The following is a 26,480-nucleotide window of genomic DNA, read 5'->3' as shown; positions in this document are numbered from 1 at the left end:
TTACTTATCTATCTAATTTTATCATCTCGGTTTCTCTTTATTCTTTGATAAAACGCAAGGTTTTCATTTGATCCTTATTTTTTACTTTCAATACATCTACTCCGGCGGCTAGCGTACTTAAATCAATTTTTTGGTTTCGGAGAACTTTTCTATCGGTTTAAACCCGGATGCTTATCATTCCCTTAAGAAATTATCTTAATTCTACTCGCCTATACCGTTTTTAAAGAAATTAACGAAAGACAAGGGTAAGCCCAACCACCAACTTTGATGGAGAAGTTAAAAGTAGAAAAAGGAATAAAAGTGCGCTTAAAACCTGTTCTTGTAGTTTGGCGCTAGCAGGAAAACACAATTTTTCAGACTTTTTAGAAATAACCGGCTTTTTTATGTGTCCTTCGTTTATAAAATTCGTAATCGTTTTTTAGAGCATCTTGTTATACTAGTAGATGCCTGTATAATTTAAAATTGTATGACAAACAACGATAATTTACCTGATGCCAATCCGGATGTAATTTTAATCGGGGCCGGAATAATGAGTGCCACTTTAGCCATGATGATTAAAGTGCTGGAACCCGATGTAACCGTAGAAATATTTGAAAGGTTAGATGTAGCCGCCGCCGAAAGTTCCGATGCCTGGAACAATGCGGGTACCGGGCACTCGGCCTTTTGCGAGTTAAATTATACTCCCGAAAAACCTGATGGCTCCATTGATACCTCTAAAGCAGTATCCATTGCCGAATCCTTCGAAATTTCGAAACAATTCTGGGCTTTCCTGATTCAGAATAATTTAATTAACCTGCCCGAAACCTTTATTCGCCGGATTCCGCACATGAGCTTTGTCTGGGGCGAAAACAACGTGGAATACTTAAGAAAACGCCACGCGGCACTTACCCGTTGTCCATTGTTTAAAGGTATGGCCTATTCGGAGGATACTACTCAATTAGCCGAGTGGATGCCGTTAATAATGGCAGGCCGCGACCCGGGCCAAAGAGTAGCCGCCACCCGCATGGAAATCGGGACTGACGTAAACTTCGGCGCTCTTACCCGCTCCATGTTCGATTATTTAAAAGACCAGGAGGGGGTTAAAATTCATTTCCACCACGAGGTACGCAAGCTGCGCAAAACCGAAGACGGCCGGTGGCAGATAAAAGTAAAAGATTTAGCAACCGAAGAAAAAAGGAAACTGCGCGCCCGTTTTGTGTTTATCGGGGCGGGCGGTGGTTCGTTGCCTTTACTTGAAAAATCAGAAATTCCGGAAGGAAAAGGTTTTGGTGGTTTCCCAGTAAGTGGCCAATGGCTGGTATGTACGAATCCAGAAATTATTAACCGTCACCAGGCTAAAGTATACGGCAAAGCAGCGGTTGGCTCGCCGCCCATGTCGGTACCGCACCTCGATACCCGGATAATTAACGGCGAGAAAGCTTTGTTGTTTGGTCCTTACGCGGGCTTTAGCACCAAGTTTTTAAAGCAAGGTTCTTACTTTGATTTACCTTTATCGATTAAAGCCAATAATTTACGACCTATGCTCATTGCCGGTATAAAAAATATTCCGCTTACCCGTTACTTAATTAACCAGGTACGGCAATCGCCGGCGGATAGGTTGGCTGCTTTGCAGGAATTTGTACCGCAAGCCCGCATGGAAGACTGGAAACTGGAAACTGCGGGTCAAAGAGTGCAGGTAATTAAAAAAGACGCGCAAAAAGGAGGTGTGCTGGAGTTTGGTACTGAAGTAGTAAGCGCCGCTGATGGTTCTATTGCCGCTTTGTTAGGAGCTTCACCGGGTGCCTCCACCGCGGTTTCTATCATGCTCAGTTTGCTGCAACGTTGTTTCCCAGAGCGTTTTAATACGGAAAAAGCGCAAAGCAAAATCAAACAAATGATACCATCGTTCGGGGAATCGCTCAGCAAAAACGAAGATTTATTACACGAAATCCGGAGCATGACCAGCGAAGTACTGGGAATTAAAGAATCCGAACCAGTTCAAATCTGAATCGCGGATTTCGCGGATTATTTTAGTAGAGGCATTAAAACAAAAAATCCGTATAAGGGAATATATTTAAATTAAATACGATTAAGATATACAAGAAGAGCGGCAAACCAATTGGGTTAGCTGCTCTTCTTGTGAGAAGCAAATTTATTTTTTTTTAAAAAGTCCTTCGAAAAAATGATAATCCTTGAAGTTTTGAAATTTTGATAATCCCCGGCAAAGCTGCGATTCAGACTAAAATAATCCGCGCCATCCGTGTAATCCGCGAAAATCTGCGATTCAATAATTAACGGGAATAAGCTTTTGGTAATCGGTTAAATTAATGTGGTCGGGTTTTTCGAAAGGCTTTTCCGTAAGAGATATTTTTAAAATGCGGGAGACTTTAAAATCGCGGTATTCCTGTCGCATGTGGCACCAACCAATCACGTGCCAGCTAAAAGCGTAAAAAATTAAACCTATGGGTTCTACGTAGCGTTTGCTTACTTCACTGCGATTGTTTTTGTAATCCATCTGCACGATTACTTTAGAAGAAATAGCATTCTGTAATACCGACAGATATTCGTAATCGTTTTGAATACAAGCCGGCAGTTGCAAACGGATATTGTTATTCAGAATTTCCAGTTTATCTTTTTGGGAACCGCGCAGTACGGCTTTTATTTTATTTAAAGCGCTGGAATAATGCGTTTGTATGGACTTATCCGCAAAACCCGACACCAGACTTTCCATGAGCAACAAAGCACTGGCTTCCTCGCACGAAAAAGAAACCGGCGGCACAAAGTAACCTTGCACAATAAAATAACCTTTATTCTGCTCAAAACTTACCGGAATGCCCTGCTCCCCCATCGCCTTTATGTCGCGGTAAACAGTGCGCACGCTAATTCCAAATTTATCGGCAATCTTTTCGGCGGTAAGGTATTTTTTAGATTGCAGTAAAGTTAAAATGCCAAATAAGCGGTCAATACGATTCATCTGTTTACCTGATAAATTTTAGAAATCTAAAAATCCGTACTTGGTAATAAATAAGCTATGCTGGTAGGTAAAAATTAAAATGCAGGCTTTTGTTTACCTTATTCTAACTCGACACATTCATAACCGAGATTATTCAGTTCTCCTACCACTAACTTTGAAACGTCGCCTTTGCTATCAATCCGGAGAATATTATCGCAATCTTCCAAATCAAAATTCCATTTTTCACCAGAAAGCAGTTTATCCAGGTAAGGCTTTACTCGTTTGGCTTTTTTCTTGGTACTGATGGAGGTTTTAAAAACAAGTATCATGGTTATGGATAATTTATAATTTCTAACCTTAATTTAAAATGACTTAAACCTGAGCGGCAGAATCTCTCCGAGTCAACCGGTTGTTCGTCTCTACTTATTTTTTCCCGGCCTGGGGAAGCCGGCACGGGGAAGTCAAATAAACTAACTATTTCGTAATGATAAATTTAGCCTAATTTTAAATTCAAAAGCTGAATGTGGAAAAATAAACCAAGGCCAACTAAATCTTACCGGCTAACGGGAATACAGAAAAATACCTGAACCTTAATTTATTTTGCCGCTTAGCTATATTTTTAGGAGTTTACGGTAGTTAATTGCTTTAATCCCTTCATTTGCAACAGGGCCATAAGGGCAACCCACAAGGCAACCGCCGCAATAAGAATATAACCCCAGGTAGTAAACTGAAAAAGTTGCGGAATAAGAATAATGGCACTTTCAACTACCCATAAAATGTCCAGGGCAATTATAAATTTTAACCAACCTTTGTGGATGTAGGTCTTGCGGCTTTGCGTAAAAACCAGATAGGCAAAAACCAGCAAAAAAATACCAACCGCTATAAAAGGCAACTTTTCTCCTCGGCCAAACAAGTCAGAAATAAGACCAGGCACCAGGAGCAATGACAAGGCAGTGGCGCCGGAACTGAGCGCATTAATTAACATTACGTTTTGGAGAGTGGTTACTGTTTTCATAAGTTTTAATTTTTAGTTTAACCAAAATTAGCGGTAAACCCACCGGGGAAATTGATAAATTGCGACAAAATGAAAATAGCGGCCATCCATTTATTTAACTTTTTAGAATATGCCCAAATGCGGGGCGTGTTACCGCAGTCGGTGTTGGCTCCTTTACAGCTTTCGGAACTGGATGAGAAAGATCAAACTCAACTAATGGAGGAATCGGATTTTTATTTAGCGTTGAATCGGCTGCACCATTACTTGCAAGATGATTTATGGGGCATAAAAGCCGGCAAATTTTTAACGCTTAAACTATTAGGGTTGATTTACCGGATTTCGCGGCAAGTTACTACCATGGAAGAAGCTTTTCATTATTTGCAATCTTACCTGGAAACAACTTTCCCTTTGGTAAAAATGCAGGTAACTCTTACCGGCGAACAGATTACCGTTTTCATGCAAATAGAAAATGACCATGAAAAAATTAACCGAGTTATTCTGGAAAATGTCCTTACGGTTATTTCCCGAGAAATTGCTATGATGGCCACCGGAGAGGTTGCGTTTACTTTAACTTCTCCTTATTACCAGGCATCTTATCCGAAGGATTGGCAACTTGGTGATTCTTTCGCGATTTCGTTTGCGCCGATTCTGTTAAAAGCGGGTTTAAGAAAACGCCACGAGGAACAATTGGACTTGCTTTTACCGGAATACCTGAAATTAATGCAAAAGTTAAAAGCTGCGGAAAATAGTTTTTCAAATACCGTGAAAGTAACCTTATTGTCGATGTCGGACCCGCATTTGCCCGATATAACTACCGTATCCGAAGCTTTATATTTGACGCCGCGTTCGTTGCAGCGCCGTCTGGAACGGGAAAACAGTAGCTTTCGGGAAATTTTACTAGATTTAAAAAAGCAAATTTGCTCGTTTTTACTCCGGCACCAAGAATATTCCGTAACCAGTATGTCGCATATTTTAGGCTACGCCGAACCTGCCGCTTTTATTCATTCTTTTAAAAAATGGTTCGGCGACTCGCCCGAAAGAGTGCGCCAAAGTCTCCGGAATTCAATTTCCTGAGAGCAGTTTATCAATATTACTAGACCAACTAACTTTAATCAAACTATACTTCGGTTGTAATTACTTGAAGAAAAATAGTAAACAGATTAATCCTACCTATAAATCTAATTGCAGGGGCAGAATAGGATACGGCTTACCCAAACCATCTAACTCAGAGCGAGTCACTATTTTAAACCCAAAGCGCTTGTAAAATCCTGCTGCTGGCTGGTTTTGCTCGTTTACGTCTACTTTTTTACAATTTAAATTTTCTATGGCGTATCTTATTAAAGTTTTCCCCAATCCTTTTCCTCTGGCCGAAGGCTTTAAAAAGAGCATTTCAATTTTATCTTTTGCCGTTCTCAGAAAACCTATGATTTGGTTAGCGCTATCTCGGACACATACTAATAAAACAGCTTATAAATATTCGTTTAGGATTAAAGGCTTTAAATATGGAATATCGGCTTCGCTTGAAAATAGTGGGTAGCTCGCACCGAAGCTTCCCAAACCGCCGTAATTTCTTCGAAATCTTTAGAATGGGCTTTTTCCATTTGGTTTTCGGAGAGTAAAGTCATTTTTGTTTTTCATCAATAAATTCTGATAATAAAGATAAAAGCTTTGGTTAGATTAGGTAATTAGGTATCCGCTGAATACATTGAGTTACATTAGAAGTTCAAATTTTAAAATCTCAACTTTCTGCCTGCATTAACCGGTTCAGCCGCATGGAGCAGAGATTATCCGACTAAGCTGAATTAGTATTATATTACAAGATGTATAATAGGTATGATGAAGATAATAGAGAAAGTTTTCGCTTTTGGTTATTCCTGTATAATTTTTTTATTACTCTGCGGTGCTTTCTCTTTGATCTTCTTCGGAATGGTAGAACTGTGGCACGCCATCAACCCGACGGAAGATTTAACCATGCGCGATCGTTTTAACTCCATCCTGGAAAGCATTGGATTGTTAACTATTGCGGTAGTTGCCCTCGAACTAGGACAAACTATTCGGGAAGAGGAAGTACAGCGGCAGGCGCACGTGAGTGGACCGACCCGGGTAAGAAGATTTTTGTCGCGGTTTTTAGTAGTTATTATCGTTGCTCTTTCCATTGAATGCCTGGTATCCGTTTTTGAACTGGCGCATAAAAATGCTTCCCAATTACCACAAGCAGCTTCCATTGGTATAGCAGCAGCAGTACTACTGGCAGCCTGGGGCGTATTCATCAAATTGAATAAGAGCGCCGAAGAATTGGAGCCGGAAGCAATGGAAAAAACCAAACAGGAAGATCAGAAATTAGAGTAAACGAGAAGTTAGTTCCGTTAGAAGGTTTTTCCGGGCCAGCTTTTCTTACTTATAGTTTGATCAAGAATAGAGAATGATTTTAAGATAAGCTCCTTACTAAGTTCTAATACCTTTTTATTCTGACTATTATACATTTTTATGATTTACAGGCATTGTAGAGTCAACCAATCTTTTATCCGTTTCTATTATGGCATATTCAAAATTGTCGGACCAACCAGATTTGAGTGGTAATACCTGCCTTTTTCGTCCTTCTTTTATCATTCCTACTTTTTCAAGTACCTTAATAGAGCCAATGTTGTCAACGGCGCAGCCTGCCTCTATTCTATGCAGTTTCAGCTCTGTAAGCCCAAAGTCAAGTATTCTATTTAAGGCCTCTGTTGCAAATCCTTGGCCCCAATATTTAACGTGTATTTTGTACCAGACTTCTGCTTTCCTGTATTTAGGGTTCCCAACTTTTAAGGTAATTAAGCCGATAAATTGATCTTTCGCGCTTTGTTCAACCGCAAAAGTATAGTTCTTTATCTCTTGCTGTTGATGGTCAGCAATCCAGGAATCGATAATCATTTTAGTTTCGTCGGTATTCTTAGGAATACCTAAAGTATTAAACTCATCTGTTTCAGGTAACGAATGAAGACCATGAACAACCATCCAATCAGTATCCTCAATTAATCTAAGTTTTAACCTGGCGGAATGTAGTTCTATTTTAATCATTACTGAATACTTAGCAAGCGGTAATTGTATTTAGGAAGCGGGGGCAAAGTTGCTTCAATGCTTTTGTGATTACAGGACTTCAACTAGCTGCTAGTTTACTTTTTTAAGATTTCTTCCAAGGCTTAGGCGCAGAATAGCCTTTTGCTGCATCATCTAAAATCAGGACCCAATCGTTATCAATTCCCTGGCTGGGTGGCGTAAATTTCTGGGAACCTGTATTCTTAAATTTACCTAAACTCGTGGAAATACCCGTCCGCGGATCGAACCAACGAGCAAGGAGTTCCTTGCCCGAGATTTTGCCCAGGTTTACCGTGAAAGGCTTGCCCGAGGTAGAATAAACAAAAGCGTAGTCTTTCCCGCGGGTAGCCTGAATGCGGTTACCTCCCTCGAAGGCTTCATTAATCAGGCTTTGGTCGGGTACCCGGTCCAGAAATGGCCGCGATTCCATTAAAGCCCGTACGTGGCTCATGTGCCCGCTGCCGGGTAAATGAATGGCTTCGGACCAGGGACCCAGCGGACCGTTCACGTTTTTGCCTTGGGGTTTGTTCATCTGCCAGATGGCGTGGCATCCGTAAGTATGGCCGTGCGCTCCGGCAAATAAATCTAAGTAAGCGGCCCGCCGCACATCGTAAGCTTTGGAATAGCCGTTTTCTTTGGCGTTAAAACAAACCGGGTGATCTTCGTAAATGGGTTCGCCGTCCATGGTAGGTTTAGTATTGGCCAGATTATAATCGTGGCTAATGTGATCGTACACATCCGAAAACCGGCAATGTCCCGTCTGAAACATGTTAAAATCTAACCAGACATCGTGGTGGAACCAGGTAGAAGAACCCCCTTTTTCTTTAGGTTGCGGGTGAAAGGTCATCATTACCTTATCTTGGCTACCCTCGCCGGCTCCGGTTACAATACCTGCGGCCATAGCCCGCCAAATGGCTATATCCTGCTCGTTTCGCGGATTACGATCACCGCCCATAATCCAAATAATAGGTTTATTCTTGTACCGGTTACCTAAGTACCGGCCGTAGGCTTCGGCATTTTGCGGATTAAATATTTCCGGGCCTTCGCCCCATTTGTCTTTAAAAATTTTATCGCCCCAGGTGGGCAGCATTCCGATGTATAACCCTAAAGAGCTGGCTTTATTTACAATGTAATCTACGTGGGTAAAGTACTCTTCATTCGGTTTTGTAGGATCATCGTTTACTAATGGCATCTGTCCGTAAGGGTTGGGATCGTGCAGCCCGTTTAGTTCCGCGAGTACTACCGCCTGAATAACGGTAAAGCCTTTGTTTGCCCGATCCTGCAGATAGGTATCCGCCTCTTCCCGGTTAAGGCGGTGAAACAATTCCCAGGCGGTATCGCCGAGGTAAAAAAAAGGCTGTCCGTTTTCTTTCACGAGAAAGCGTTTGTTCGCACTTACCTTCAACTGATACTGCGCCGTTACTTTCGGTATCTGGTTCAGGCACAAAATACCGGCGAGCGCTACCACATACTTAGAAAATCGATTACAAGAGAAAGAAGAGAAAACTAGAGGCATAGGCGTATAGTTAAGAGAAGAATTTCAATTTAAAACTCTGTTCTTTAGGCAGTTCTTAAAATTTAAGTAATTAAAGCAATTGAGCACCTTAATAATAAGAATTTTCTCTTCAAGAATCCTAAAAATCAGGGCTGTTATTTACAATACATACTCCTGCATTATGCAGAAAGTATAAAGCTGTTCGAAAGGAAAGATTTGTTATAGGAATTAAATATCCGTATGCCTGAAAAATACTGCAATTAGTTGCTCAATTTTTAGAATAAGTAAAAAGCGCCTTATGCTGGCCTTACCCAAGTGAAAATAATTTTTGAAGTAATTCAACTGATTTATAATGAAAGTAATTTCTAAAGCTAAAAAAAGAAACAGCTCCGGTAATGCCCCTCAGGCACGTCCCAAAGAAGGCCTTATGACACCACCGCAAAGCTGTTTCGTACTTTACCGGTAATAGTTATTACCGAAATGATTAGTTTACCTTAAATCCTCGTTTTGTTAAAGAAATTATGGGTATCGTTTATTTACTTGCCAAATCTGCCATCAAAAGAATAAACAACGGCCGCGCCAATGGTTGTCTGGTGTTTTTTCAGGGTACTTGCCCCCGAAGTAAAGAATGGATCTTTGGTCGAATCGAAGCGTACTTCCGGTTTCAAGTTAAATTTACCATCGGCTAGTTTTATATCCCCGGTTAAAGTAAACTCCGTAGCCTGGATTTTATCGAAATAACGAACGCCGTGTTTATCATCAAACTTCTCTGCCCGCAAACCTAAACCAAATTTATCGGTGATCGCATAATTTAAATACAAGGCCGCTCCCCACCAGGTAGCATCTTCCATCCAACGGGTACCGGGTACTTCCGAAGCGGCTCCCGTTATAAAAGAACCATGAGCCGCATTTAAACCAATTTTAAATGCATCAGATACCTGAAAAGCCGTTGTTAAATCAAATAAACTGGTGTACGATCCTTTTTCGACCCCAAAAGCAGAATTACCGTTGTACTCATCGCCCCCGATCCAGTTGGCGTACAAATGAAAACCCTCCGCCGGCATTAAGTGTACCTGAGCGGTAAGCGTTTTCTTATTGTTAAAATCCTGCAAAGCATCCCAGCCATTTACTACCCCAAACATTAAACCTACCTTATCGGAGGCCGCAAAATCGAGCTTGGCGCCGGTATGATAAAAAGGTCCGTTGCCGAACAAATAAGATAAGCTGTAGTTATAATTAAGCGGGGCGTCTATTAATTCATAGCCAATGTGCGTACCGTACTGACCTACTGTTAAAGCTAATTTATCGGTAAAGTTGTACGTACCATAAGCTTGCTTAATAGCAAAAGATGTAGACGTAATATCTGATTTGTTCGCGTTTAAAGTTCTATAATTCGAAAAATTGCCTAAATCGGCATTAGGCCCATAGGTTAAGTCAGCCACTACTTTCAGCTTGCCCTTGGTATACGTTAAAGCTGTTTGTACCAACCCAAGCGAAAAATTATTATGCAACAAATCAAAAATACGGCCTTGATTCAATCCACTTTCCGGCTTATTGGTATTGTAAAGGTAGTAGGCATCTACGTATCCACTGATACTCAGTGAACCTTCTTCGGTGGGTGTTGCGGTTGCTGCCGCCGTTGAATCGGATTGGGCATTTGCCACGAAAACCCCCATAACGAAGGTAACTATTAAGAGTAAAAATCGTTTTTTCATAATTGCTTAAAAATTTAAAGTTGGTTAATATTTTAAGTGCATTTAGAGTATTACGCTGTAAATATAACAATGAACTTTAAATTTTAAAGCATTTTCACAAAAATAGTATTAAAATCTTAAAATAAGCCTTATTTATTTAACCATTATAATTATTAAATATACGTTTTCCTACGAGATGAGGCTGAATTTAAAATGATATTATATTAAACTTATTTTTTTACGCTCATCTAAATATTTGTGCGCATTTTCTTTGATTAGACTTCATAATTTAAGGCATATTAATAAAAAAGCATTCCTTTTCGCGAACTACTAATTAATACATATAAGTAAATAAAAAATGACTAATAACTTTTAGATAGAAGTATTAGTACTTATTTTAATATAGCGAGGCAACCTGATTATTAAGCAAGGAAGAAGGATAATAGAAACCGGCTGGTTTAATATTACCAGTAGATTTCATTTTTATACATTTTTATATAATTTCGCTTCAGAAGAGTTCCTCACATTCCACCGTTATACTTAATAAAACAACATGTCTGATTCAGCAGAATTAATATTAGAAGGCAAGTCTTATTCTCTGCCTATAGTTGTTGGTACCGAAAACGAAAAAGCAATTGATATCAATGCCCTCCGCGCGCAAACCGGGCATATCACTATCGATTCTGGCTATAAAAATACGGGCGCTACGCAAAGCGCTATTACTTATTTGGATGGCGAACAGGGCATATTGCATTACCGTGGCTATTCCATCGATCAGCTGGCCGCCAAATCCAACTTTATTGAGGTTGCTTATTTATTAATTTACGGGGAACTTCCTACGCAGCCGGAGTTAACTCACTTTAACGACATGGTCGCCCGGCGCACGCTGGTACACGAGAATTTCCGCACTTTATTAGGTGCTTACCCCGCTAATGCCCACCCAATGGGTATTCTGGCTTCCATGATTTGTTCTTTAACGGCTTTCCACCCGGATAGCCTGGACCCTAACTTAACCGAAGAGCAAGTAGATTTAAATATTGCGCGCCTGATGGGTAAAATAACTACCATAGCGGCTTGGTCTTATAAACACTCGATTGGCCAGCCATTGGTGTACCCCAAGAAGAGCTTAGATTACTGTTCTAACTTTCTGCAAATGATGTTCTCTAACCCCACCGAGAACTATCATGTAAATCCGGTGGTGGTGGATGCCTTAAATAAATTGTTGATTCTGCACGCCGATCACGAACAAAACTGCTCTACTTCTACGGTACGGTTAGTGGGTTCTTCTAACGCTAATTTATTTGGTTCTATTTCGGCGGGAGTAAACGCTCTGTGGGGACCTTTACACGGCGGGGCCAACCAGGAAGTAATTGAAATGCTGGAAGCCATTAAAGCGGATGGGGGTGATTCGAAGAAGTACATTGAAAAAGCAAAAGATAAGAACGACCCATTCCGGTTAATGGGCTTTGGTCACCGGGTTTACAAGAACTTTGATCCGCGGGCCAAAATTATAAAAGCCGCTTGCGATAACATTTTATACAATTTAGGGATAAAAGATCCGATTCTGGATATTGCAAAACAACTCGAAGAAGCGGCCCTTACCGACCCGTACTTTGTAGAACGCAAGCTGTACCCGAACGTGGATTTTTATTCCGGTATTATTTACAAAGCTATTGGTTTGCCGAAAGAAATGTTTACGGTAATGTTTGCTATTGGCCGATTGCCGGGCTGGATTGCCCAATGGAAAGAAATGCGCGAAAACAAAGAACCAATTGGCCGTCCGCGCCAAATTTATACCGGAAACACTGCCCGCGAATACGTTGACATTAAAAATAGATAATAAAAGAAAAAGCCCGCAAGATGCGGGCTTTTTCTTTATACATTTAAACAATTAATCAATCCGAATACATATACGGACTGATATCCATAAAGTTTATCAAATAATTAAAATTTTGTTATTTTTTTTAACTAACCAATTTACTTTATTGAGTATCAAAGCTTTATTTTTTAATAAAAAAGAAATTTTTCTTCACTTATCGCCAAGCTGCCTAATAAAGCATTCATCTGGATTTCCCAGGAAGTAAAATCACTTTTTAACCACAACTTTTAAAGCCACTCAATTTACGTCTTGCTTGATTGCCTTAGCTAGGTAAAATTATTGCTAAGGAAACCATAAAGAAAAAGCTTCACCTATCTTATTATAGAATTCGCAATTCAATCCGCCGGTTTTGCTGGCGTTTTTCTTCTGAATTGTTGGGGTGGAGCGGTTTGGTTTCCCCGTAGCCAACGGCAGAAATGCGTTCTTTTTTAACCCCGTGTGCGACTAAGTACTCGTACACGGAACGGGCTCTTTTGTCAGACAACAACTTATTATCGGTATCATTACCTACGTCATCGGTATGGCCCGCAATCTCAATTTTTACTTGGTTATTAGTTGCCAGAAAGTCAATAATTTTGTTCAGCTCGGTTTTAGATTTAGTTTCCAGCTGATATTTACCCGTGGGGAAGAATAAATTATTTAAAACTGCCGAAGCTCCTTTGGCTACCGGATCGAGGTATACATCTAAAGTTACCGGGTTAAAATCTTTTTTGGTGGTATAGTCAAAACTCATACTTTTAGGCAAATAATTCCCGGAATTAATAAACATACCGTATTGTTTGCCTTCGTTTAAAACTACCGTGTAAGTACCATTTTCCTTATCCGATAAAACCTGTTGTACTCTTTGGTTAGTATTTAAATCGTAGAGCTGTACCTGGGCTCCTAAAGGTTGTTTCGTTTTGGCATCAAACACCCGGCCTTGGGTATAAGTGCTAATTTCTTTACTTTTCCAGACCGCCGGCACTTCAAACTCGTACAAATTGGCGCTTTTTTTACTTTTCTCCAACTCTAACCGCGAATAATAGCCTTTGGTATTATCGGGCGTAATAAAGAAAGAAGCTTCGTTAGAGGCCGTATTTAAAGGATAACCCAAATTTTCGGGCTCACTCCAGGCCGAATCCGTTAAGGTAGATTTAAAAATATCGGCTCCCCCCATACCGGTGTGGCCGTTACTCGAAAAATAAAGCGTACTGCCGCTGGCGTGTAAGAAAGGGGCGGTTTCGGAACCAGCCGTATTAACCGGCTCTCCTAAATTTACCGGCACCGACCAAAAGCCATCCTCCTGCAAACGAGTTACCCAAATATCTTCTTTCCCCTTGCTTCCCTGGCTCCGGTCCGATGAAAAAAACAAGGTCCGGCCATCGACGGATAAACACGGTTGCGAATCCCAGGCCGATGAATTTACCTGACGTCCTAAGTTTACCGGTTTGCTCCAGGTTTCGCCATTCCGTAGAGAAATATACAAATCGCAATCACCTAAAGAATTTGGCCGGTTACAGGAAGAAAACACCAAAGTTTTACCATCGCCGGAAATGCTCCCGGTACCCTCGTTGAATTCAGAATTTATGCTGCTGGCTATGGAAACCGGTTCCGACCAGGCATTCTCCCGAAAAACGGAAACGTATAGATTTTCGTCGGCTTGCGGAGTTTCGTTGGTGCGGGCGGTAAAGATAAGATGCGTTTTAGTAGCCGTTAAGGCCGGAAAATACTGCAGTTGAAATTGATTTAAAGGCGCCTGCATGCGTGATGGCTTAAAAGCTACCGGATGCTGCCGGGCTACTGCGGCAAAATCAATATTTTTTAATTGTTGTTGGGCGTATTTAAGCGCTTTAGAGTTTTTAGGGCTCGTTTTTATGAACGTTTCGTAATATTGTTTCGCTAAAGCATACTCCCCGGTACCTAAAGCCATATCGGCAAAATTATAATATTCGGTAGCTAAGGCCGGGTGAAAAGGAAGAAGGGCAAGGCCTTTTTTATACGCATCGAAAGTAGCCGACTGATTACCGGTCATTTTGTACAAACCGGCAGCCTTAATGTAGGCTTCGCCAAAGTTCGGATCTTTTTTAGTAGCTTCCTGCAGCGCCTCCAAAGCTTTGTTAAAATCCCGGGCAATTATATATTTCTGGGCTTTATTATACAAATCCGCTGCTTTGTCCGATTTGGTAGAAAGATTTCCTTGCTGCGCTTGAGCAAAGGGTACGAACAAAAAAATACAAAATAATTTTAAAAAAAATCTTTTACTCATAGAACAGCTTACGGAATGTTCAGGTATTTATGCGTTTGCAATGAAACTTGCCATTTAGGATTATTTTTTACGTATTCCACAATGAGCGGCATCATTTGCTCGGCTTTGCTCCACTCCGGTTGCAGGTAAAGTTTAGTATGGGGCGCTACTTGGTCAGCGTGTTCTTCGGCCCACCCGAAATCACTTTTATGAAAAACAACAACTTTCAATTCACTAGCCTTTTGCAGAACATCGGGCTGCGGTTTTTTAAATTTTTTAGGCGAAACACAAATCCAATCCCAAGAACCGGAAAGTGGGTAAGCGCCGGAAGTTTCCAGAAAGGTACGAATGCCAGCTGCTTGCAACTCTTGGGTTAATACGTCTAAATTATAAATTAAAGGCTCTCCCCCCGTAATAACCACCGCCTGGCCCGGATATTCTTTTGCTTGAGCCACAATGGTTTCTACCGAAGTAAGCGGGTGACTAGTCGCATCCCAGGATTCTTTTACGTCGCACCAATGGCAACCTACATCACAGCCGCCTAACCGAATAAAGTAAGCGGCCCGACCGGTATTATGCCCTTCACCCTGAATGGTATAAAACGCCTCCATTAAGGGCAGTCTACTACCATCTACTGGCACCGATAAAACAGAAGGTTGCGTTATTTCTTTTATTACGGACAATGGATTATTTGAAAATATTACACACAGTTAAAAAACGCTGCTTTGAATAGATTTGAGTATAGTATTAGCAGCAAATGCTACGTTTTGTAACAGCTTACTGCTTATTTTGATTCCTTTTATAGTAATTCTGTTGCTTAGTGCCGTAAACCGAAGAACAATTTACGCTCGCAAAAGTCTATTTTTAAAATCTTTCGCCTCTACTAACAAAGGCCCCGCATTCATTATTTATAAACTTCCTTTTTAGAAGCTTTCAAGGTATTTAATAATAGAGAAGCAATCGTCATGGGACCAACTCCGCCGGGAACCGGGGTGATGTAACTGCATTTCGAAGCTACTTCGTCAAACTTCACGTCGCCTTTTAACTCAAAACCTGATTTTTTGGTTAAACTTACCACCCGGGTAGTACCCACATCAATTACTACCGCACCTGGCTTTACCATATCGGCCGTAACAAACTCCGGTATACCGATAGCGGCAATAATTATATCGGCGGTGCGGGTTATCTCGGGCAGATTTACCGTGCGGCTATGGCATAAAGTAACAGTGCAATTACCCGGCTTGGCGTTTTTAGCCATCATTATACTCATGGGCGAACCCACTATATTACTCCGGCCAATAACCACGCAGTGCTTCCCGCTGGTTTCAATGTCGTAGCGTTTCAGTAATTCTAAAATTCCGTTGGGAGTAGCCGGTAAATAAGCCGGTAAATTTAATACCATCCTACCTACATTTACCGGGTGAAAGCCATCTACGTCTTTTTCCGGCAATAATATTTCATTTACTTTCTCCGCCGAAATATGTTTGGGCAAAGGCAATTGCACAATAAAACCGTCAATATCGGCATCATTGTTTAGTTCATTCACCTTAGCCAGCAATTCATTTTCCGTTACAGTATCTTCCAAACGAATGAGAGTCGATTTGAAACCTACTTTTTCGCAGGCTAATACTTTATTGTTTACGTAGGTAACACTGCCACCATCATTTCCGACCAGAATGGCAGCTAAATGCGGAATTTTACCTCCGCGTTCTTTAATTTGAGCTACTTCCTCGGCAATTTCTTGTTTTATTGTTTCTGACGTTTTTTTACCGTCTATTAATATTACTTCCAAGTAGTTATAGCTTTAAGTTAAATTCTATGTTGTGTGGTTAGGGTAATTACCCCACTTTCGTTAATCTCTAAATAAAATTGATCAAATCTTGTGTAGCTATCCTTCAGAAAAACAATATTACTATCAACTATAGCAATTAAGTTGGAGATAGAAATATTACCCAAGCAAATACGAATTAACTTTTGAGGAGATTTCCGAAGGTAATAACTGTTTCTAAAATCGATATCTTATGTAATTACTACTAGTTGATTCTTGTCCGCATAATCAGCAATAACTTTATCCGTTGTATAAAAACTATCAGGCAAATGATTTACATGTTCAGCTGATATTCCTTGTTTATTTAAAAAAGATACTAATCTTAGCGGAATATGTACAGCATAACTAACTTTCATCCGGCTAATTCTTGTATACTTTTACCGGAAAGTAGTAGTTTAGCAAAATTAATACTCGCAATTAAATCTTCCTTTTCCAACTCCGGATGATCAATCAGTATTTCATCTTTAGTCATGTCGGAATTAAGTAAATCTCATACTACTTCTACCGGCCAACGCATACCTCTGATGCATGGCTTGCCATGACATATCTCCGGGTTAATAGTAATGCGTTCTAAGTAATTCATTTGCTTTTTACTGACAAAATTTCACAATATTGAACACTTGTGGCCATACCTAATAGTATAATTATAAACCATCAACTAAGGATTACTAGCTAAAAACTATAAACTTTGATTCTTGGGTCATCGACTATAGACTAATCCAGCTTCAATACGGCTAAAAACGCTTCCTGCGGAATTTCTACGTTACCTACCTGACGCATGCGTTTTTTACCTTTTTTTTGTTTTTCGAGCAGTTTGCGCTTCCGGGAAATATCACCGCCGTAACATTTGGCCAATACGTTCTTCCGCAAAGCTTTCACGGTTTCGCGGGAAATTATTTTCTGACCGATAGCCGCCTGAATTGCAATTTCAAACATCTGGCGCGGAAGCAATTCGCGGAGCTTTTCGCATAAGCGTTTTCCCCATTCGTAGGCTTTGTCGCGGTGGACAATGGCACTCAGGGCATCCACTTTCTCGCCGTTGAGCATAATATCTAACTTCACCATGTTGGATTCCCGGTAACCAATTAGCTCGTAATCCAGGGAAGCGTAACCGCGCGAAATGGTTTTGAGTTTATCAAAAAAGTCGAATACAATCTCGGCTAAGGGCATTTCGAAGTTCATTTCTACCCGGTCGCTGGTTAAATACGTCTGGCTTTTCAGAATCCCCCGTTTATCCATGCACAACGAAATAATCGGTCCGATGTATTCGGCTTTCGAAATTATCTGTGCTTTAATAAAAGGCTCTTCTATGTGGTCGATGTAATTAGGTTCGGGCATTTCGGAGGGGGCATTAACGGTAATCTCTCCGTCCCGGGTAGTAAAGGCTTTAAACTGTACGCTCGGCACGGTGGTAATTACCGTCATGTCAAACTCGCGTTCTAAGCGTTCCTGCACAATTTCCATGTGCAGCATTCCTAAAAAGCCGCAACGAAACCCAAAACCTAACGCCGCCGAGGTTTCCGGCTCCCAAACCAGGGAGGCATCGTTCAGCTGCAATTTTTCCATGGAAGAACGTAATTCTTCAAATTCGCTGGTTTCTACCGGATAAATTCCCGCAAAAACCATTGGCTTTACTTCTTCAAAACCTTCTATCCCCACGGTAGTAGGGTTTTCGACGGTGGTAATGGTATCGCCTACTTTTACTTCTTTGGCGTTTTTAATACCGGATATTAAATAGCCCACATTGCCGGCAGCCATTACTTCGCGCGGCTCCTGGTTTAGCTTTAATACGCCAATTTCATCGGCATTATACACTTTACCGGTGTTAATAAATTTTACCCGTTCGCCTTTCCGGAGAGTGCCATTCATAATGCGAAAATAAACCTCAATGCCGCGGTACGAATTAAATACCGAATCGAAAATTAAGGCTTGTAAAGGTGCTTGCGGGTCGCCTTGCGGAGCCGGAATACGATCGCAAATGGCATTTAAAATATTTTCCACGCCTATACCTTCCTTACCGGAGGCATGTATAATATCTTCGCGGTCACAGCCAATTAAGTCAATAATATGGTCCGACACTTCTTCGGGCATCGCGTGCGGCAAATCTATTTTGTTTAAAACCGGAATAATTTCCAGGTCGTTGCCGATAGCCAGGTATAAGTTAGAAATGGTTTGCGCCTCAATCCCCTGCGAGGCATCCACGATGAGCAAAGCGCCTTCGCAGGCCGCAATAGAACGAGAAACTTCGTAGGAAAAATCCACGTGGCCCGGGGTATCAATCAGGTTTAATATGTATTCTTCCCCTTTATAATTATACACCATCTGAATGGCGTGGCTTTTAATGGTAATGCCCCGCTCCCGCTCTAAATCCATGTTATCGAGCAGTTGGTCCTGCATTTCGCGTTCGGCTACCGTAGAAGTAAATTCCAGCAGACGGTCGGCAAGCGTGCTTTTACCGTGGTCGATATGGGCTATAATACAAAAATTCCGGATGTTCTTCATAAATCAATTACACGAAATGCAAAGGTAAGCATTTTAAAATTTAATCTGTTCTGCAAATAGAGTAAAAGTACCTATAAATCGACTAACAGAAAGAGTTCTCTATGTTGAAGTAAAAATAAAAAATATGTAAAAACTAAATTTTATATATTTGGCATCTAAATCCTTAGTTACTAACTATATAATCAAAATAGGGAGCTACGATTAAGTCAGTATTATTTTCTTAAAATATCCATAGTTTTAAAACAATCCTGGAAGATATTAGTAATTCCCAAATTAACTTTAATTTATGCCCATGGGCCTGCCAATAGATACTAATTTTATTTACTCCCAATTCATAGATCAAGTTAAGGAATATGCCATATATGCTACAGATAACAACGGCTTTATTACCTTCTGGAACGATGGAGCCAAGCGCATAAAAGGCTATGAAGATGAAGAAATTATTGGTAAGTTTTACGGCATATTGTTTCCAGATGATTATCAAGAAGAAGGTAAACCTTTAAAAGTATTACAGGAAGCCCGAACTAATGGTTTTTACGTAGCGGAAGATTGGCGTAAGCGGAAAGATGGTTCTTTGTTTTGGGCGAAAATTACCCTTACGCCTATTTATAAGCCAAATGGGGAACAAATTGGATTTACTAAGGTTACCCAAGATTTAACCCAACAAAAAATATTAAAAGACGAATTAGTCCGCCAGCACGAAGAAATTACTCAAAAAAATAATGACTTAAAAGTAGTAAACGTAGACTTGGATAATTTTATCTATACTGCTTCACATGATTTAAAAGCTCCCATTGCGAATATTGAAGGTTTGATTAGTTTACTTAATAAAAGGTTAGGTAATTGTAATTGTTTAGATCAAGCTACCAGTACTATTTTACAGCACGTTACTACTTCTATTAAGCAATTCAAAAGTACCGTAAATGATTTGGCTGAAATATCTAAACTACAAAAAAACTTCGCTCAAGGATTGATGGAAGAAAAAATTAATATTCCACAGATTTACAAGGAAATAATGGAGGTAAATGGTTTATCTTTTTCAAATACAAAGTGTAAAATACAAACTGATTTTCAGGTTATGAGTATCATCTACTCAAGAAAAAACTTCCGCAGTATCTTGTATAACTTATTAAGTAATGCCTTCCGTTACCATTCCCCAGAACGTACTTGCGTTATTCAGTTAAAAACATATGAACAAAATTCTAACATCGTGCTCAGTGTAAAAGATAATGGCTTAGGTATTAAAGAAGCAAACAAAGCAAAATTATTTACTATGTTTAAACGGTTCCATAATCACGTAGAAGGCACCGGTATTGGACTCTACATGATTAAAAGAATAATTGAAAACGTAGGTGGAAAAATTGAAGTAGAAAGCGAAGAAGGCGTAGGTACCGAGTTTAAAGTTTATTTAAAATAGCGGATGCTCCTAAACTAGCGCTAGAAGGAAATCACGCTAAAAGCACCAAGTGATTGCATTTTTTTAGCAAAAATCAATTTATATTAGCTTCTTTACTTTCTCGGGCAAATATACTAATTCACGTCTACCACTTTTTTCAGAAACTCTTTATTTTTCTGAGAGTAATTTTAATAAAACTCCATTGGTCCAGCCAAAACCATCCTGCAAAGGGTACTCGCCGCCCCCCGCTTCCAGGTGGGTAGCTTCTACGTTATATTTTTCTACTAATTTGCCGGTACTTTTATATACTTTGGTATTTATTTCTACCCAATTGTGTTTCACTTGATTAGCCAACTTATTTTGGCGGTAATTGCGTAAACCCTGAATGCTCATCCATTGCAGCGGGGCCCAGGCATTTGGAGCATCCCATTGTTCCCCGGTATGGTTAGGCGTAGAAATCAAACCTCCGGGTTTCAGGAAGTCGGCTTTCAAACGCTTGGCAACTGCTTTGGCCTGCTTCGGAGTAGCCATTTTAAAGAACAAAGGATAGGTAGCGGCTAAAGAAGGTACGGCTGTTACATTACCAACTTTAAAGTCATAATCTAAAAAGTACTCTTCTTTTTTACTCCAGCAGTATTTTAACAGTGCTTTCTTTCTTTTTTCTGCTAGCTGGCGGTAATAATTTTCCTGGAAATTATTTTGGTTTAAAATAGCTACTTCGGCTAAAGTTAACTCCAAGTGGTACAGCAAGGCATTTAAATCTACGGGAATAATATCGGTAGTATGAATGGTTTTCAACGTTTTTCCATCGGCAAACCAGCGGCTCGTAAAATCCCAACCCGATTCCGCGGCCGCCCGCAGGTGCCGGTACACTTCTTCTTTATTCCGGCCCGATTCTTCCGCTAGTTTTACGTCTTCTTTGTACGCTTCGGGGCGAGGTTCAGGAAAATCATCGTAATACCGGTTTAAAATACTGCCATCCGGTAATCGTACTACTCTTCTGTTAGCTGGGTTGGATTCTGTAAGCTCCGAAGCCCCTGTCATCCAAAATTCGTATTCTTTCTGCAAAGCCGGTCCATACGTTTTTAAAATCTGCTGACCTTTCCCGTCGCGTAATATTTTCACCATTAGGGCATAAAAGGGCGGCTGCGAACGGCCGGTATAATAACTACGATTGCCATTGGGGATAAATCCTACTTTATCGATTAAATAAGTAAAATTATCGACCATGTTTTGAATAAGTTGGGTTTGGCCGGCGGCTTGCAGGCCCAGCATGGTAAAATAACTATCCCAATAATAGATTTCCCGGAAACGACCGCCCGGCACCACGTACGAATGCGGCAACGGAATTAAAGAAGAAACCTCCGGAACCGGTTGCCGGGTTAAAACAGGCCAAAGCGTAGTAATATGCTGACTTACTGCTTGCGCCGTATCCGATTTAAAATTAGTAGCTGGTTCGGACGGCAATTTAAAATGCTGCATCACAAAGGCTTTTAGATTAAAATTAGCCTGGTTCTTTTCCGTTTGATAAGCTTGCAGGATTGTTTCCGGGGAGGAAAGCGGAATACAATCCGGAAAAGTTTTAGAATCCGGAAAAATGGCCCGCAATTGCACCTCTTTAAAAAGCTCCCCGAGCGCCACTTCCGGTCTTACCTGGGCTTGTAAGGGCAGCTGATTAAGCAGGAATAATGAAATTAAAATTATTCCTGCTATTTGGTTAAAGAAGCGCTTTCTGAAAAAATCAACAAACAATAAAGGACGGTAAATAAGCATCGGCTACCAGAATTAAAAATAAGATACTTGATGGAAGAAATTTGATAGATTAACAATTATAACCCTAAAATGCATTATCCGTTTTAACTTTTTTAAAAATTTTATTTATAAGTTTTACCCGCAATCCATTTTGTGAGCTTACCGTTAAAAATAGAGAGTGAGTTTTTCTCTATCTTCGTACTCCCAAATTATAATTTACTTTTATGCCGGTAGCCTCTGTAGAAGTTTATAAATCTGTTTATCCTATCCGAATTGTTACTGCCGCTTCGCTTTTCGACGGGCACGATGCCGCTATAAACATTATGCGCCGGATTCTGCAGGCTTCCGGAGCCGAAGTAATTCATTTGGGTCATAACCGGTCGGTGCAGGAAATTGTGGATTGTGCCATTCAGGAAGATGCGCAGGCGATTGCGATTACTTCGTACCAGGGAGGGCACCTGGAGTACTTTAAGTACATGCACGATTTATTGCAGGAGCGCGGCTGCGGCCACGTTAAAATATTCGGGGGCGGTGGGGGCGTTATTTTACCCTCGGAAATAGAAGAACTGCACCAATACGGCATTACCCGCATTTATTCTCCCGACGATGGCCGGGCCATGGGTTTGCAAGGCATGATAAACGATTTGCTGCAACAGTGCGATTTTCCGACCGGTAAAAACCTGAACGGCGAAGTAAACCACCTACCAGAAAAAAATGCCAAATCTATCGCTCGCTTAATTTCCGCCGCCGAAAATTACCCGGCTGAATTTATTCAAACCCGCCAGGTTTTAAAAACCTGGCGGGTTTCTGTGCCACCCACTCCGGTTTTAGGAATAACCGGTACGGGCGGAGCGGGTAAATCCAGTCTGGTAGATGAATTAGTTCGTCGGTTTTTATTCGATTTTCCGGAAGCCAATGTGGCCATTATTTCCGTTGATCCCAGTAAACGCAAAACCGGGGGGGCTTTGCTCGGCGACCGCATCCGAATGAATGCCATTAGCAACGATCGGGTGTACATGCGCTCTTTGGCTACGCGCCAAAGCAATCTGGCCTTGAGTAAACACGTGCAAGACGCCGTTGACGTCGTAAAAGCCGCTCAGTTTGATTTGATTATTTTGGAAACTTCCGGTATTGGCCAGTCCGATACCGAAATTGTAGAGCATTCGGATGTTAGTTTGTACGTGATGACGCCCGAATACGGAGCCGCCACGCAGCTTGAAAAAATTGATATGCTGGATTTCGCCGACATTATTGCGCTGAATAAATTTGATAAACGCGGCGCGCAAGATGCTTTACGGGATGTAAAAAAACAATACAAACGCAATCATCAACTCTGGGAGACGAATGAGGACGAAATTCCCGTATTTGGCACCATTGCGTCGCAATTCAATGATCCGGGTATGAATCGGTTGTACCAGGCCGTCATGCAGAAAATTGCTCAAAAAACTAACTTTAGCTTCGAAGCGAAAGAATTAGCGCAAAGAGAACAATCGGAAAAAATTTACATCATTCCGCCGAGCCGTACCCGCTACTTATCTGAAATTTCGGAAAACAACCGGCAATACGATAAATGGGTAAGCGCTCAAGCCGAAATTGCCCAACAGTTATTTGGTTTAAAAAAGTCCATAACTGCTCTGCAGGATTTGGCTTTAGATGCCAAAGAAAGTTTAATTAATCAGTTAAACCTGGCTTATACGGAACTGGAGCGGCAACTAGACGGACATAACCGTAAAATCCTGGAAACCTGGGAAACCCGTAAGCAAGCCTATCAGCATGAATATTTTATTTTTAAGGTTCGGGATAAAGAACTTAAAATAAAAACGCATACTACCAGTTTATCGCAACTACCCATTCCGAAAATTTCGTTGCCTCGCTACGAAGCCTGGGGCGATTTACTGCGCTGGAACTTACAGGAAAATGTACCGGGCGAGTTTCCGTATACCGCCGGGGTATTTCCGTTTAAACGCGAAGGCGAAGATCCTACCCGCATGTTTGCCGGCGAAGGTGGCCCGGAGCGTACCAACCGTCGCTTTCATTACGTTAGTTTGGGTTTACCGGCTAAGCGCTTATCTACGGCATTCGATTCGGTAACGCTTTACGGCGAAGACCCGGCGCTTCGGCCCGATATTTACGGCAAGATTGGCAACTCCGGGGTCAGCATCTGTTGCCTCGACGATGCGAAAAAACTGTATTCCGGTTTTAACCTGGCCGATCCTTTAACTTCGGTTTCCATGACCATTAACGGACCGGCGGCTATTTTAACGGCTTTTTTCCTGAACGCAGCCATTGACCAGCAATGCGAATTATATATTAAACAAAATGATCTGGAAGCTGAAGCCAACCAGAAAATAGAAGAAATTTTCAAAGCTAAAGGACAAACCCAACCCCAGTATCAAGGGTCACTACCTACCGGCAACAACGGTTTAGGATTAATGCTTTTAGGCGTAACCGGCGATCAGATTTTACCCGTTGAAACGTACCAAAAAATTAAAACCCAGACTTTGGCCGCGGTAAGAGGCACCGTACAAGCCGATATTCTAAAAGAAGACCAAGCCCAGAATACCTGTATTTTCAGTACGGAGTTTTCGTTAAGGCTGATGGGCGATGTGCAGGAATATTTCATTCAAAACAACATCCGGAATTTTTACTCGGTTTCTATTTCGGGCTACCACATTGCCGAAGCGGGCGCTAATCCTATTTCGCAGTTAGCCTTTACCTTGGCGAATGGCTTTACTTACGTGGAATATTACGTGAGCCGCGGCATGGACATTAATGCTTTTGCGCCTAATTTAAGCTTTTTCTTTTCCAATGGCATCGACCCGGAATACGCGGTTATTGGCCGGGTAGCCCGCCGCATTTGGGCCAAAGCCATGAAGTTAAAGTACGGCGCCAACGCCCGCTCCCAAATGCTTAAGTACCACATCCAGACTTCGGGGCGCTCGCTGCACGCCCAGGAAATTGATTTTAATGATATCCGAACTACGCTACAAGCGCTTTACGCCATTTACGATAACTGTAATTCCTTGCACACAAATGCTTACGACGAAGCTATAACCACTCCCACCGAAGAAAGTGTACGCCGGGCCATGGCCATTCAGTTAATTATTAACCGGGAATTAGGTTTAGTTAAAAACGAAAACCCGCTGCAAGGTTCGTTTATTATTGAAGAATTAACTGATTTAGTGGAGGAAGCCGTATTACGGGAATTTGACCGGATTACCGAACGCGGCGGGGTATTGGGCGCTATGGAAACCATGTACCAGCGGGGCAAAATTCAGGAAGAAAGCTTGTACTACGAAACCCTGAAACACACCGGCGAATACCCGATAATTGGGGTAAATACTTTTTTGAGCAGCAAAGGCTCTCCTACCATTATTCCTTCTGAAGTTATCCGGGCCACGGAAGAAGAAAAGCAATACCAGATTCAAATGTTGGATTTACTACACCAGCGAAATAACGGAATAGCCGAAAATAAATTAAAGCAGGTTCAAGAAATTGCCATTCAACAGGAAAACATTTTTGCGGAATTAATGGAAACGGTAAAGTACTGCTCTCTAGGTCAAATTACGAATGCTTTATTTGCCGTTGGTGGCCAATACCGGCGCAATATGTAAGCATTTTGGTTTTGTTATACTTTAAATAATTTTTAAATTAAGTATGTAATACCCTAATACTATTAGTAATAATTTAATAATGTTAAGCACAAACTAAATTTCTTGTTCTTTCGTTAATATTATAGAAATTTAATTGATGCTGTTACATGAAAAAGATTACGATTACTTCTTTATTAATCCTGGGTACTCTGAGTTTGGTTATTAAATCCTTATTAGACGCCGAGGATATTCGTATTAACTTGGCTGACGAAGATTATCATCTTTACCTGTAAGGTAAGTTAGTACTTTTAGATTGAAGATTGTGGCTACTGTACTATTAGGTAACCAGAAAATATTTTATCCCCTAAATGTTACGTAAGAAATCATCTATTTGAATATAAAATAAAAAGCCTCTTTGCAGAGGCTTTTTTATTTTGGAAATCTATCCTGTTTTTACCTACTTAATTCTTTAGCTGCTTTCCGAGCTTGTTTATCCGCTTTTTTTTGCGCTCTGGCTGCTTTCTTTTCGGCTCTTTCTGCTTTTTTAGCTGCTCTGGCTTCTCGTTTAGTAGCTTTTTCTTGTTGACGGGCTAATTTTTGTTCTCTGCGGGCAGCTTTTTCCTGCTTGCGGGCAGCTTTTGCATTTTTCTTGGCCTGTTTAGCTACCGCCGAGGCATCGTCTTCGTATCTATCCGCATCTTTGGCTTTGCCTTTGGTTGCATTGCTATATTCCTTCGTATCTCGCAACCGATCTATGTTTTGCTGTTGCGCATTACGCAAGGAATCTACATTGGAGTTGGTGGTTGTTTGTGCGTGTAAAGCGCGGTTAAAAAACAATAAGGCGCTTACGGTTACAGTTATAATTAATTTGTATTTCATAATTTAGTTTTTCTTTCCTCTAACGAATTTTCCGAAGATTAGGCTATTTTTTAGATTATAAATTAAAAGAACCTTTTTTAAATCATTATTTTATCAAGATTAAAAACGGTGAATTTATCTCAGATTAACAAAGTTACCGGCTTTAATTCAATTACTCATTTTGAAATCCATAATTTAACCTTGCACAATTTGGTAGCATTTAAATACCCTACCTGCACCTGGTCTAAATGTAAC

Annotated in this window: 22 protein-coding genes and 1 pseudogene; 7 read left to right on the top strand and 16 right to left on the bottom strand. The window is 40.9% G+C overall.

Annotated elements, in window-relative coordinates; all coding sequences use genetic code 11:
• The first annotated feature begins 466 nt into the window (after positions 1–466).
• Positions 467–1,987 carry a malate:quinone oxidoreductase gene (locus AHMF7605_RS01490; RefSeq protein ID WP_106925760.1) on the top strand — a complete coding sequence of 507 codons (1,521 nt, stop codon included), beginning with the start codon at positions 467–469 and terminating at the stop codon, positions 1,985–1,987.
• A 276-nt stretch (positions 1,988–2,263) separates the two neighbouring features.
• Here AHMF7605_RS01490 and AHMF7605_RS01485 read toward each other — a convergent pair whose 3' ends face one another.
• From AHMF7605_RS01485 to AHMF7605_RS01475, 3 genes are all read right to left on the bottom strand, one after another.
• A complete protein-coding gene (locus AHMF7605_RS01485; protein WP_106925758.1) occupies positions 2,264–2,953 on the bottom strand; it encodes a helix-turn-helix transcriptional regulator in 690 nt (229 codons plus the stop codon).
• A gap of 98 nt (positions 2,954–3,051) precedes the next feature.
• Positions 3,052–3,261 (bottom strand): hypothetical protein, encoded by a 210-nt coding sequence (locus tag AHMF7605_RS01480; RefSeq protein ID WP_106925756.1) that lies wholly within the window; start codon positions 3,259–3,261, stop codon positions 3,052–3,054.
• A gap of 290 nt (positions 3,262–3,551) precedes the next feature.
• Positions 3,552–3,947 (bottom strand): hypothetical protein, encoded by a 396-nt coding sequence (locus tag AHMF7605_RS01475; protein WP_106925754.1) that lies wholly within the window; start codon positions 3,945–3,947, stop codon positions 3,552–3,554.
• A gap of 69 nt (positions 3,948–4,016) precedes the next feature.
• On the opposite strand from AHMF7605_RS01475, the gene AHMF7605_RS01470 reads away from it, so the two are divergent.
• Positions 4,017–5,000: a helix-turn-helix transcriptional regulator gene (locus tag AHMF7605_RS01470; RefSeq protein WP_106925752.1), complete on the top strand. Its 984-nt coding sequence runs from the start codon at positions 4,017–4,019 to the stop codon at positions 4,998–5,000.
• 96 nt (positions 5,001–5,096) lie between these two features.
• Here the strand turns inward: AHMF7605_RS01470 and AHMF7605_RS30380 are convergent, their stop codons facing one another.
• Entirely contained in the window at positions 5,097–5,342 is a 246-nt protein-coding gene (locus tag AHMF7605_RS30380) for a GNAT family N-acetyltransferase (RefSeq protein WP_394336228.1), read from the bottom strand.
• An 80-nt stretch (positions 5,343–5,422) separates the two neighbouring features.
• Positions 5,423–5,551 (bottom strand): hypothetical protein, encoded by a 129-nt coding sequence (locus tag AHMF7605_RS30750; RefSeq protein WP_262512333.1) that lies wholly within the window; start codon positions 5,549–5,551, stop codon positions 5,423–5,425.
• 301 nt (positions 5,552–5,852) lie between these two features.
• On the opposite strand from AHMF7605_RS30750, the gene AHMF7605_RS01460 reads away from it, so the two are divergent.
• Positions 5,853–6,275, top strand: coding sequence for a hypothetical protein (locus AHMF7605_RS01460; protein WP_199200176.1), 423 nt, complete (start codon positions 5,853–5,855; stop codon positions 6,273–6,275).
• 126 nt (positions 6,276–6,401) lie between these two features.
• On the opposite strand, the gene AHMF7605_RS01455 is transcribed toward AHMF7605_RS01460, so the two are convergent.
• The 3 genes from AHMF7605_RS01455 to AHMF7605_RS01445 all read right to left on the bottom strand — a co-directional run bounded on the left by AHMF7605_RS01455 (position 6,402) and on the right by AHMF7605_RS01445 (position 10,214).
• The gene (locus AHMF7605_RS01455; RefSeq protein WP_106925748.1) at positions 6,402–6,986 is read right to left on the bottom strand and encodes a GNAT family N-acetyltransferase; all 585 of its coding nucleotides are present in this window, start codon (positions 6,984–6,986) and stop codon (positions 6,402–6,404) included.
• A gap of 103 nt (positions 6,987–7,089) precedes the next feature.
• Positions 7,090–8,520: a glycoside hydrolase family 140 protein gene (locus tag AHMF7605_RS01450; protein WP_106925746.1), complete on the bottom strand. Its 1,431-nt coding sequence runs from the start codon at positions 8,518–8,520 to the stop codon at positions 7,090–7,092.
• Positions 8,521–9,035: 515 nt separating this feature from the next.
• Positions 9,036–10,214: a porin gene (locus AHMF7605_RS01445; RefSeq protein WP_106925744.1), complete on the bottom strand. Its 1,179-nt coding sequence runs from the start codon at positions 10,212–10,214 to the stop codon at positions 9,036–9,038.
• 532 nt (positions 10,215–10,746) lie between these two features.
• On the opposite strand from AHMF7605_RS01445, the gene AHMF7605_RS01440 reads away from it, so the two are divergent.
• Positions 10,747–12,033: a citrate synthase gene (locus tag AHMF7605_RS01440; RefSeq protein ID WP_106925742.1), complete on the top strand. Its 1,287-nt coding sequence runs from the start codon at positions 10,747–10,749 to the stop codon at positions 12,031–12,033.
• 358 nt (positions 12,034–12,391) lie between these two features.
• Here AHMF7605_RS01440 and AHMF7605_RS01435 read toward each other — a convergent pair whose 3' ends face one another.
• The 6 genes and pseudogenes from AHMF7605_RS01435 to lepA all read right to left on the bottom strand — a co-directional run bounded on the left by AHMF7605_RS01435 (position 12,392) and on the right by lepA (position 18,626).
• Entirely contained in the window at positions 12,392–14,317 is a 1,926-nt protein-coding gene (locus tag AHMF7605_RS01435) for an OmpA family protein (protein WP_106925740.1), read from the bottom strand.
• An 8-nt stretch (positions 14,318–14,325) separates the two neighbouring features.
• Positions 14,326–14,907: a 7-carboxy-7-deazaguanine synthase QueE gene (locus AHMF7605_RS01430; protein ID WP_106933307.1), complete on the bottom strand. Its 582-nt coding sequence runs from the start codon at positions 14,905–14,907 to the stop codon at positions 14,326–14,328.
• A gap of 293 nt (positions 14,908–15,200) precedes the next feature.
• Positions 15,201–16,079 (bottom strand): tetrahydrofolate dehydrogenase/cyclohydrolase catalytic domain-containing protein, encoded by an 879-nt coding sequence (locus AHMF7605_RS01425; RefSeq protein WP_394336227.1) that lies wholly within the window; start codon positions 16,077–16,079, stop codon positions 15,201–15,203.
• 236 nt (positions 16,080–16,315) lie between these two features.
• Complete coding sequence (locus tag AHMF7605_RS31055) at positions 16,316–16,480, bottom strand: DUF5615 family PIN-like protein (RefSeq protein ID WP_158267428.1); 165 nt, start codon at positions 16,478–16,480, stop codon at positions 16,316–16,318.
• Positions 16,477–16,707 (bottom strand): annotated as a pseudogene (locus tag AHMF7605_RS01420) (DUF433 domain-containing protein). Before AHMF7605_RS01420 ends, AHMF7605_RS31055 begins: the two are co-directional and overlap by 4 nt.
• Before the next feature lie 131 nt (positions 16,708–16,838).
• Positions 16,839–18,626 carry a translation elongation factor 4 gene (lepA, locus tag AHMF7605_RS01415; protein WP_106925736.1) on the bottom strand — a complete coding sequence of 596 codons (1,788 nt, stop codon included), beginning with the start codon at positions 18,624–18,626 and terminating at the stop codon, positions 16,839–16,841.
• 292 nt (positions 18,627–18,918) lie between these two features.
• On the opposite strand from lepA, the gene AHMF7605_RS01410 reads away from it, so the two are divergent.
• A complete protein-coding gene (locus tag AHMF7605_RS01410) occupies positions 18,919–20,043 on the top strand; it encodes a sensor histidine kinase (RefSeq protein WP_106933306.1) in 1,125 nt (374 codons plus the stop codon).
• Between the two features lie 147 nt (positions 20,044–20,190).
• Here the strand turns inward: AHMF7605_RS01410 and treF are convergent, their stop codons facing one another.
• Positions 20,191–21,795: an alpha,alpha-trehalase TreF gene (gene treF, locus AHMF7605_RS01405; RefSeq protein WP_106925735.1), complete on the bottom strand. Its 1,605-nt coding sequence runs from the start codon at positions 21,793–21,795 to the stop codon at positions 20,191–20,193.
• A 203-nt stretch (positions 21,796–21,998) separates the two neighbouring features.
• On the opposite strand from treF, the gene AHMF7605_RS01400 reads away from it, so the two are divergent.
• Both AHMF7605_RS01400 and AHMF7605_RS30745 read left to right on the top strand, forming a co-directional pair.
• Positions 21,999–25,388 (top strand): methylmalonyl-CoA mutase family protein, encoded by a 3,390-nt coding sequence (locus tag AHMF7605_RS01400; protein WP_106925733.1) that lies wholly within the window; start codon positions 21,999–22,001, stop codon positions 25,386–25,388.
• Between the two features lie 146 nt (positions 25,389–25,534).
• Positions 25,535–25,660, top strand: a complete 126-nt coding sequence (locus tag AHMF7605_RS30745; protein WP_262512332.1) for a hypothetical protein — start codon at positions 25,535–25,537, stop codon at positions 25,658–25,660.
• Positions 25,661–25,820: 160 nt separating this feature from the next.
• Here AHMF7605_RS30745 and AHMF7605_RS01395 read toward each other — a convergent pair whose 3' ends face one another.
• On the bottom strand, positions 25,821–26,246 hold the full coding sequence (locus tag AHMF7605_RS01395; protein ID WP_106925731.1) for a hypothetical protein: 426 nt from the start codon (positions 26,244–26,246) through the stop codon (positions 25,821–25,823).
• Positions 26,247–26,480: the final 234 nt, after the last annotated feature.

The sequence above is a fragment of the Adhaeribacter arboris genome, assembly GCF_003023845.1.
Lineage (GTDB): Bacteria > Bacteroidota > Bacteroidia > Cytophagales > Hymenobacteraceae > Adhaeribacter > Adhaeribacter arboris.
Note: the sequence above shows the minus strand (reverse complement) of the source record. Positions and strands in the feature narration are given on the sequence as shown.

What these genes read in the sequence shown, in the direction of transcription:
- AHMF7605_RS01440 (WP_106925742.1), top strand. Translation starts at nt 10,747, where the DNA reads ATGTCTGATTCAGCAGAATTAATATTAGAAGGCAAGTCTTATTCTCTG.
- treF (WP_106925735.1), bottom strand. Translation starts at nt 21,795, where the DNA reads ATGCTTATTTACCGTCCTTTATTGTTTGTTGATTTTTTCAGAAAGCGC.
- AHMF7605_RS01480 (WP_106925756.1), bottom strand. Translation starts at nt 3,261, where the DNA reads ATGATACTTGTTTTTAAAACCTCCATCAGTACCAAGAAAAAAGCCAAA.
- AHMF7605_RS01490 (WP_106925760.1), top strand. Translation starts at nt 467, where the DNA reads ATGACAAACAACGATAATTTACCTGATGCCAATCCGGATGTAATTTTA.
- AHMF7605_RS30745 (WP_262512332.1), top strand. Translation starts at nt 25,535, where the DNA reads ATGAAAAAGATTACGATTACTTCTTTATTAATCCTGGGTACTCTGAGT.
- AHMF7605_RS01485 (WP_106925758.1), bottom strand. Translation starts at nt 2,953, where the DNA reads ATGAATCGTATTGACCGCTTATTTGGCATTTTAACTTTACTGCAATCT.
- AHMF7605_RS01400 (WP_106925733.1), top strand. Translation starts at nt 21,999, where the DNA reads ATGCCGGTAGCCTCTGTAGAAGTTTATAAATCTGTTTATCCTATCCGA.
- AHMF7605_RS01410 (WP_106933306.1), top strand. Translation starts at nt 18,919, where the DNA reads ATGGGCCTGCCAATAGATACTAATTTTATTTACTCCCAATTCATAGAT.
- AHMF7605_RS01445 (WP_106925744.1), bottom strand. Translation starts at nt 10,214, where the DNA reads ATGAAAAAACGATTTTTACTCTTAATAGTTACCTTCGTTATGGGGGTT.
- lepA (WP_106925736.1), bottom strand. Translation starts at nt 18,626, where the DNA reads ATGAAGAACATCCGGAATTTTTGTATTATAGCCCATATCGACCACGGT.
- AHMF7605_RS01455 (WP_106925748.1), bottom strand. Translation starts at nt 6,986, where the DNA reads ATGATTAAAATAGAACTACATTCCGCCAGGTTAAAACTTAGATTAATT.
- AHMF7605_RS01435 (WP_106925740.1), bottom strand. Translation starts at nt 14,317, where the DNA reads ATGAGTAAAAGATTTTTTTTAAAATTATTTTGTATTTTTTTGTTCGTA.
- AHMF7605_RS01450 (WP_106925746.1), bottom strand. Translation starts at nt 8,520, where the DNA reads ATGCCTCTAGTTTTCTCTTCTTTCTCTTGTAATCGATTTTCTAAGTAT.
- AHMF7605_RS01395 (WP_106925731.1), bottom strand. Translation starts at nt 26,246, where the DNA reads ATGAAATACAAATTAATTATAACTGTAACCGTAAGCGCCTTATTGTTT.
- AHMF7605_RS31055 (WP_158267428.1), bottom strand. Translation starts at nt 16,480, where the DNA reads ATGAAAGTTAGTTATGCTGTACATATTCCGCTAAGATTAGTATCTTTT.
- AHMF7605_RS01460 (WP_199200176.1), top strand. Translation starts at nt 5,853, where the DNA reads ATGGTAGAACTGTGGCACGCCATCAACCCGACGGAAGATTTAACCATG.
- AHMF7605_RS30750 (WP_262512333.1), bottom strand. Translation starts at nt 5,551, where the DNA reads ATGACTTTACTCTCCGAAAACCAAATGGAAAAAGCCCATTCTAAAGAT.
- AHMF7605_RS01470 (WP_106925752.1), top strand. Translation starts at nt 4,017, where the DNA reads ATGAAAATAGCGGCCATCCATTTATTTAACTTTTTAGAATATGCCCAA.
- AHMF7605_RS01475 (WP_106925754.1), bottom strand. Translation starts at nt 3,947, where the DNA reads ATGAAAACAGTAACCACTCTCCAAAACGTAATGTTAATTAATGCGCTC.
- AHMF7605_RS01430 (WP_106933307.1), bottom strand. Translation starts at nt 14,907, where the DNA reads ATGGAGGCGTTTTATACCATTCAGGGTGAAGGGCATAATACCGGTCGG.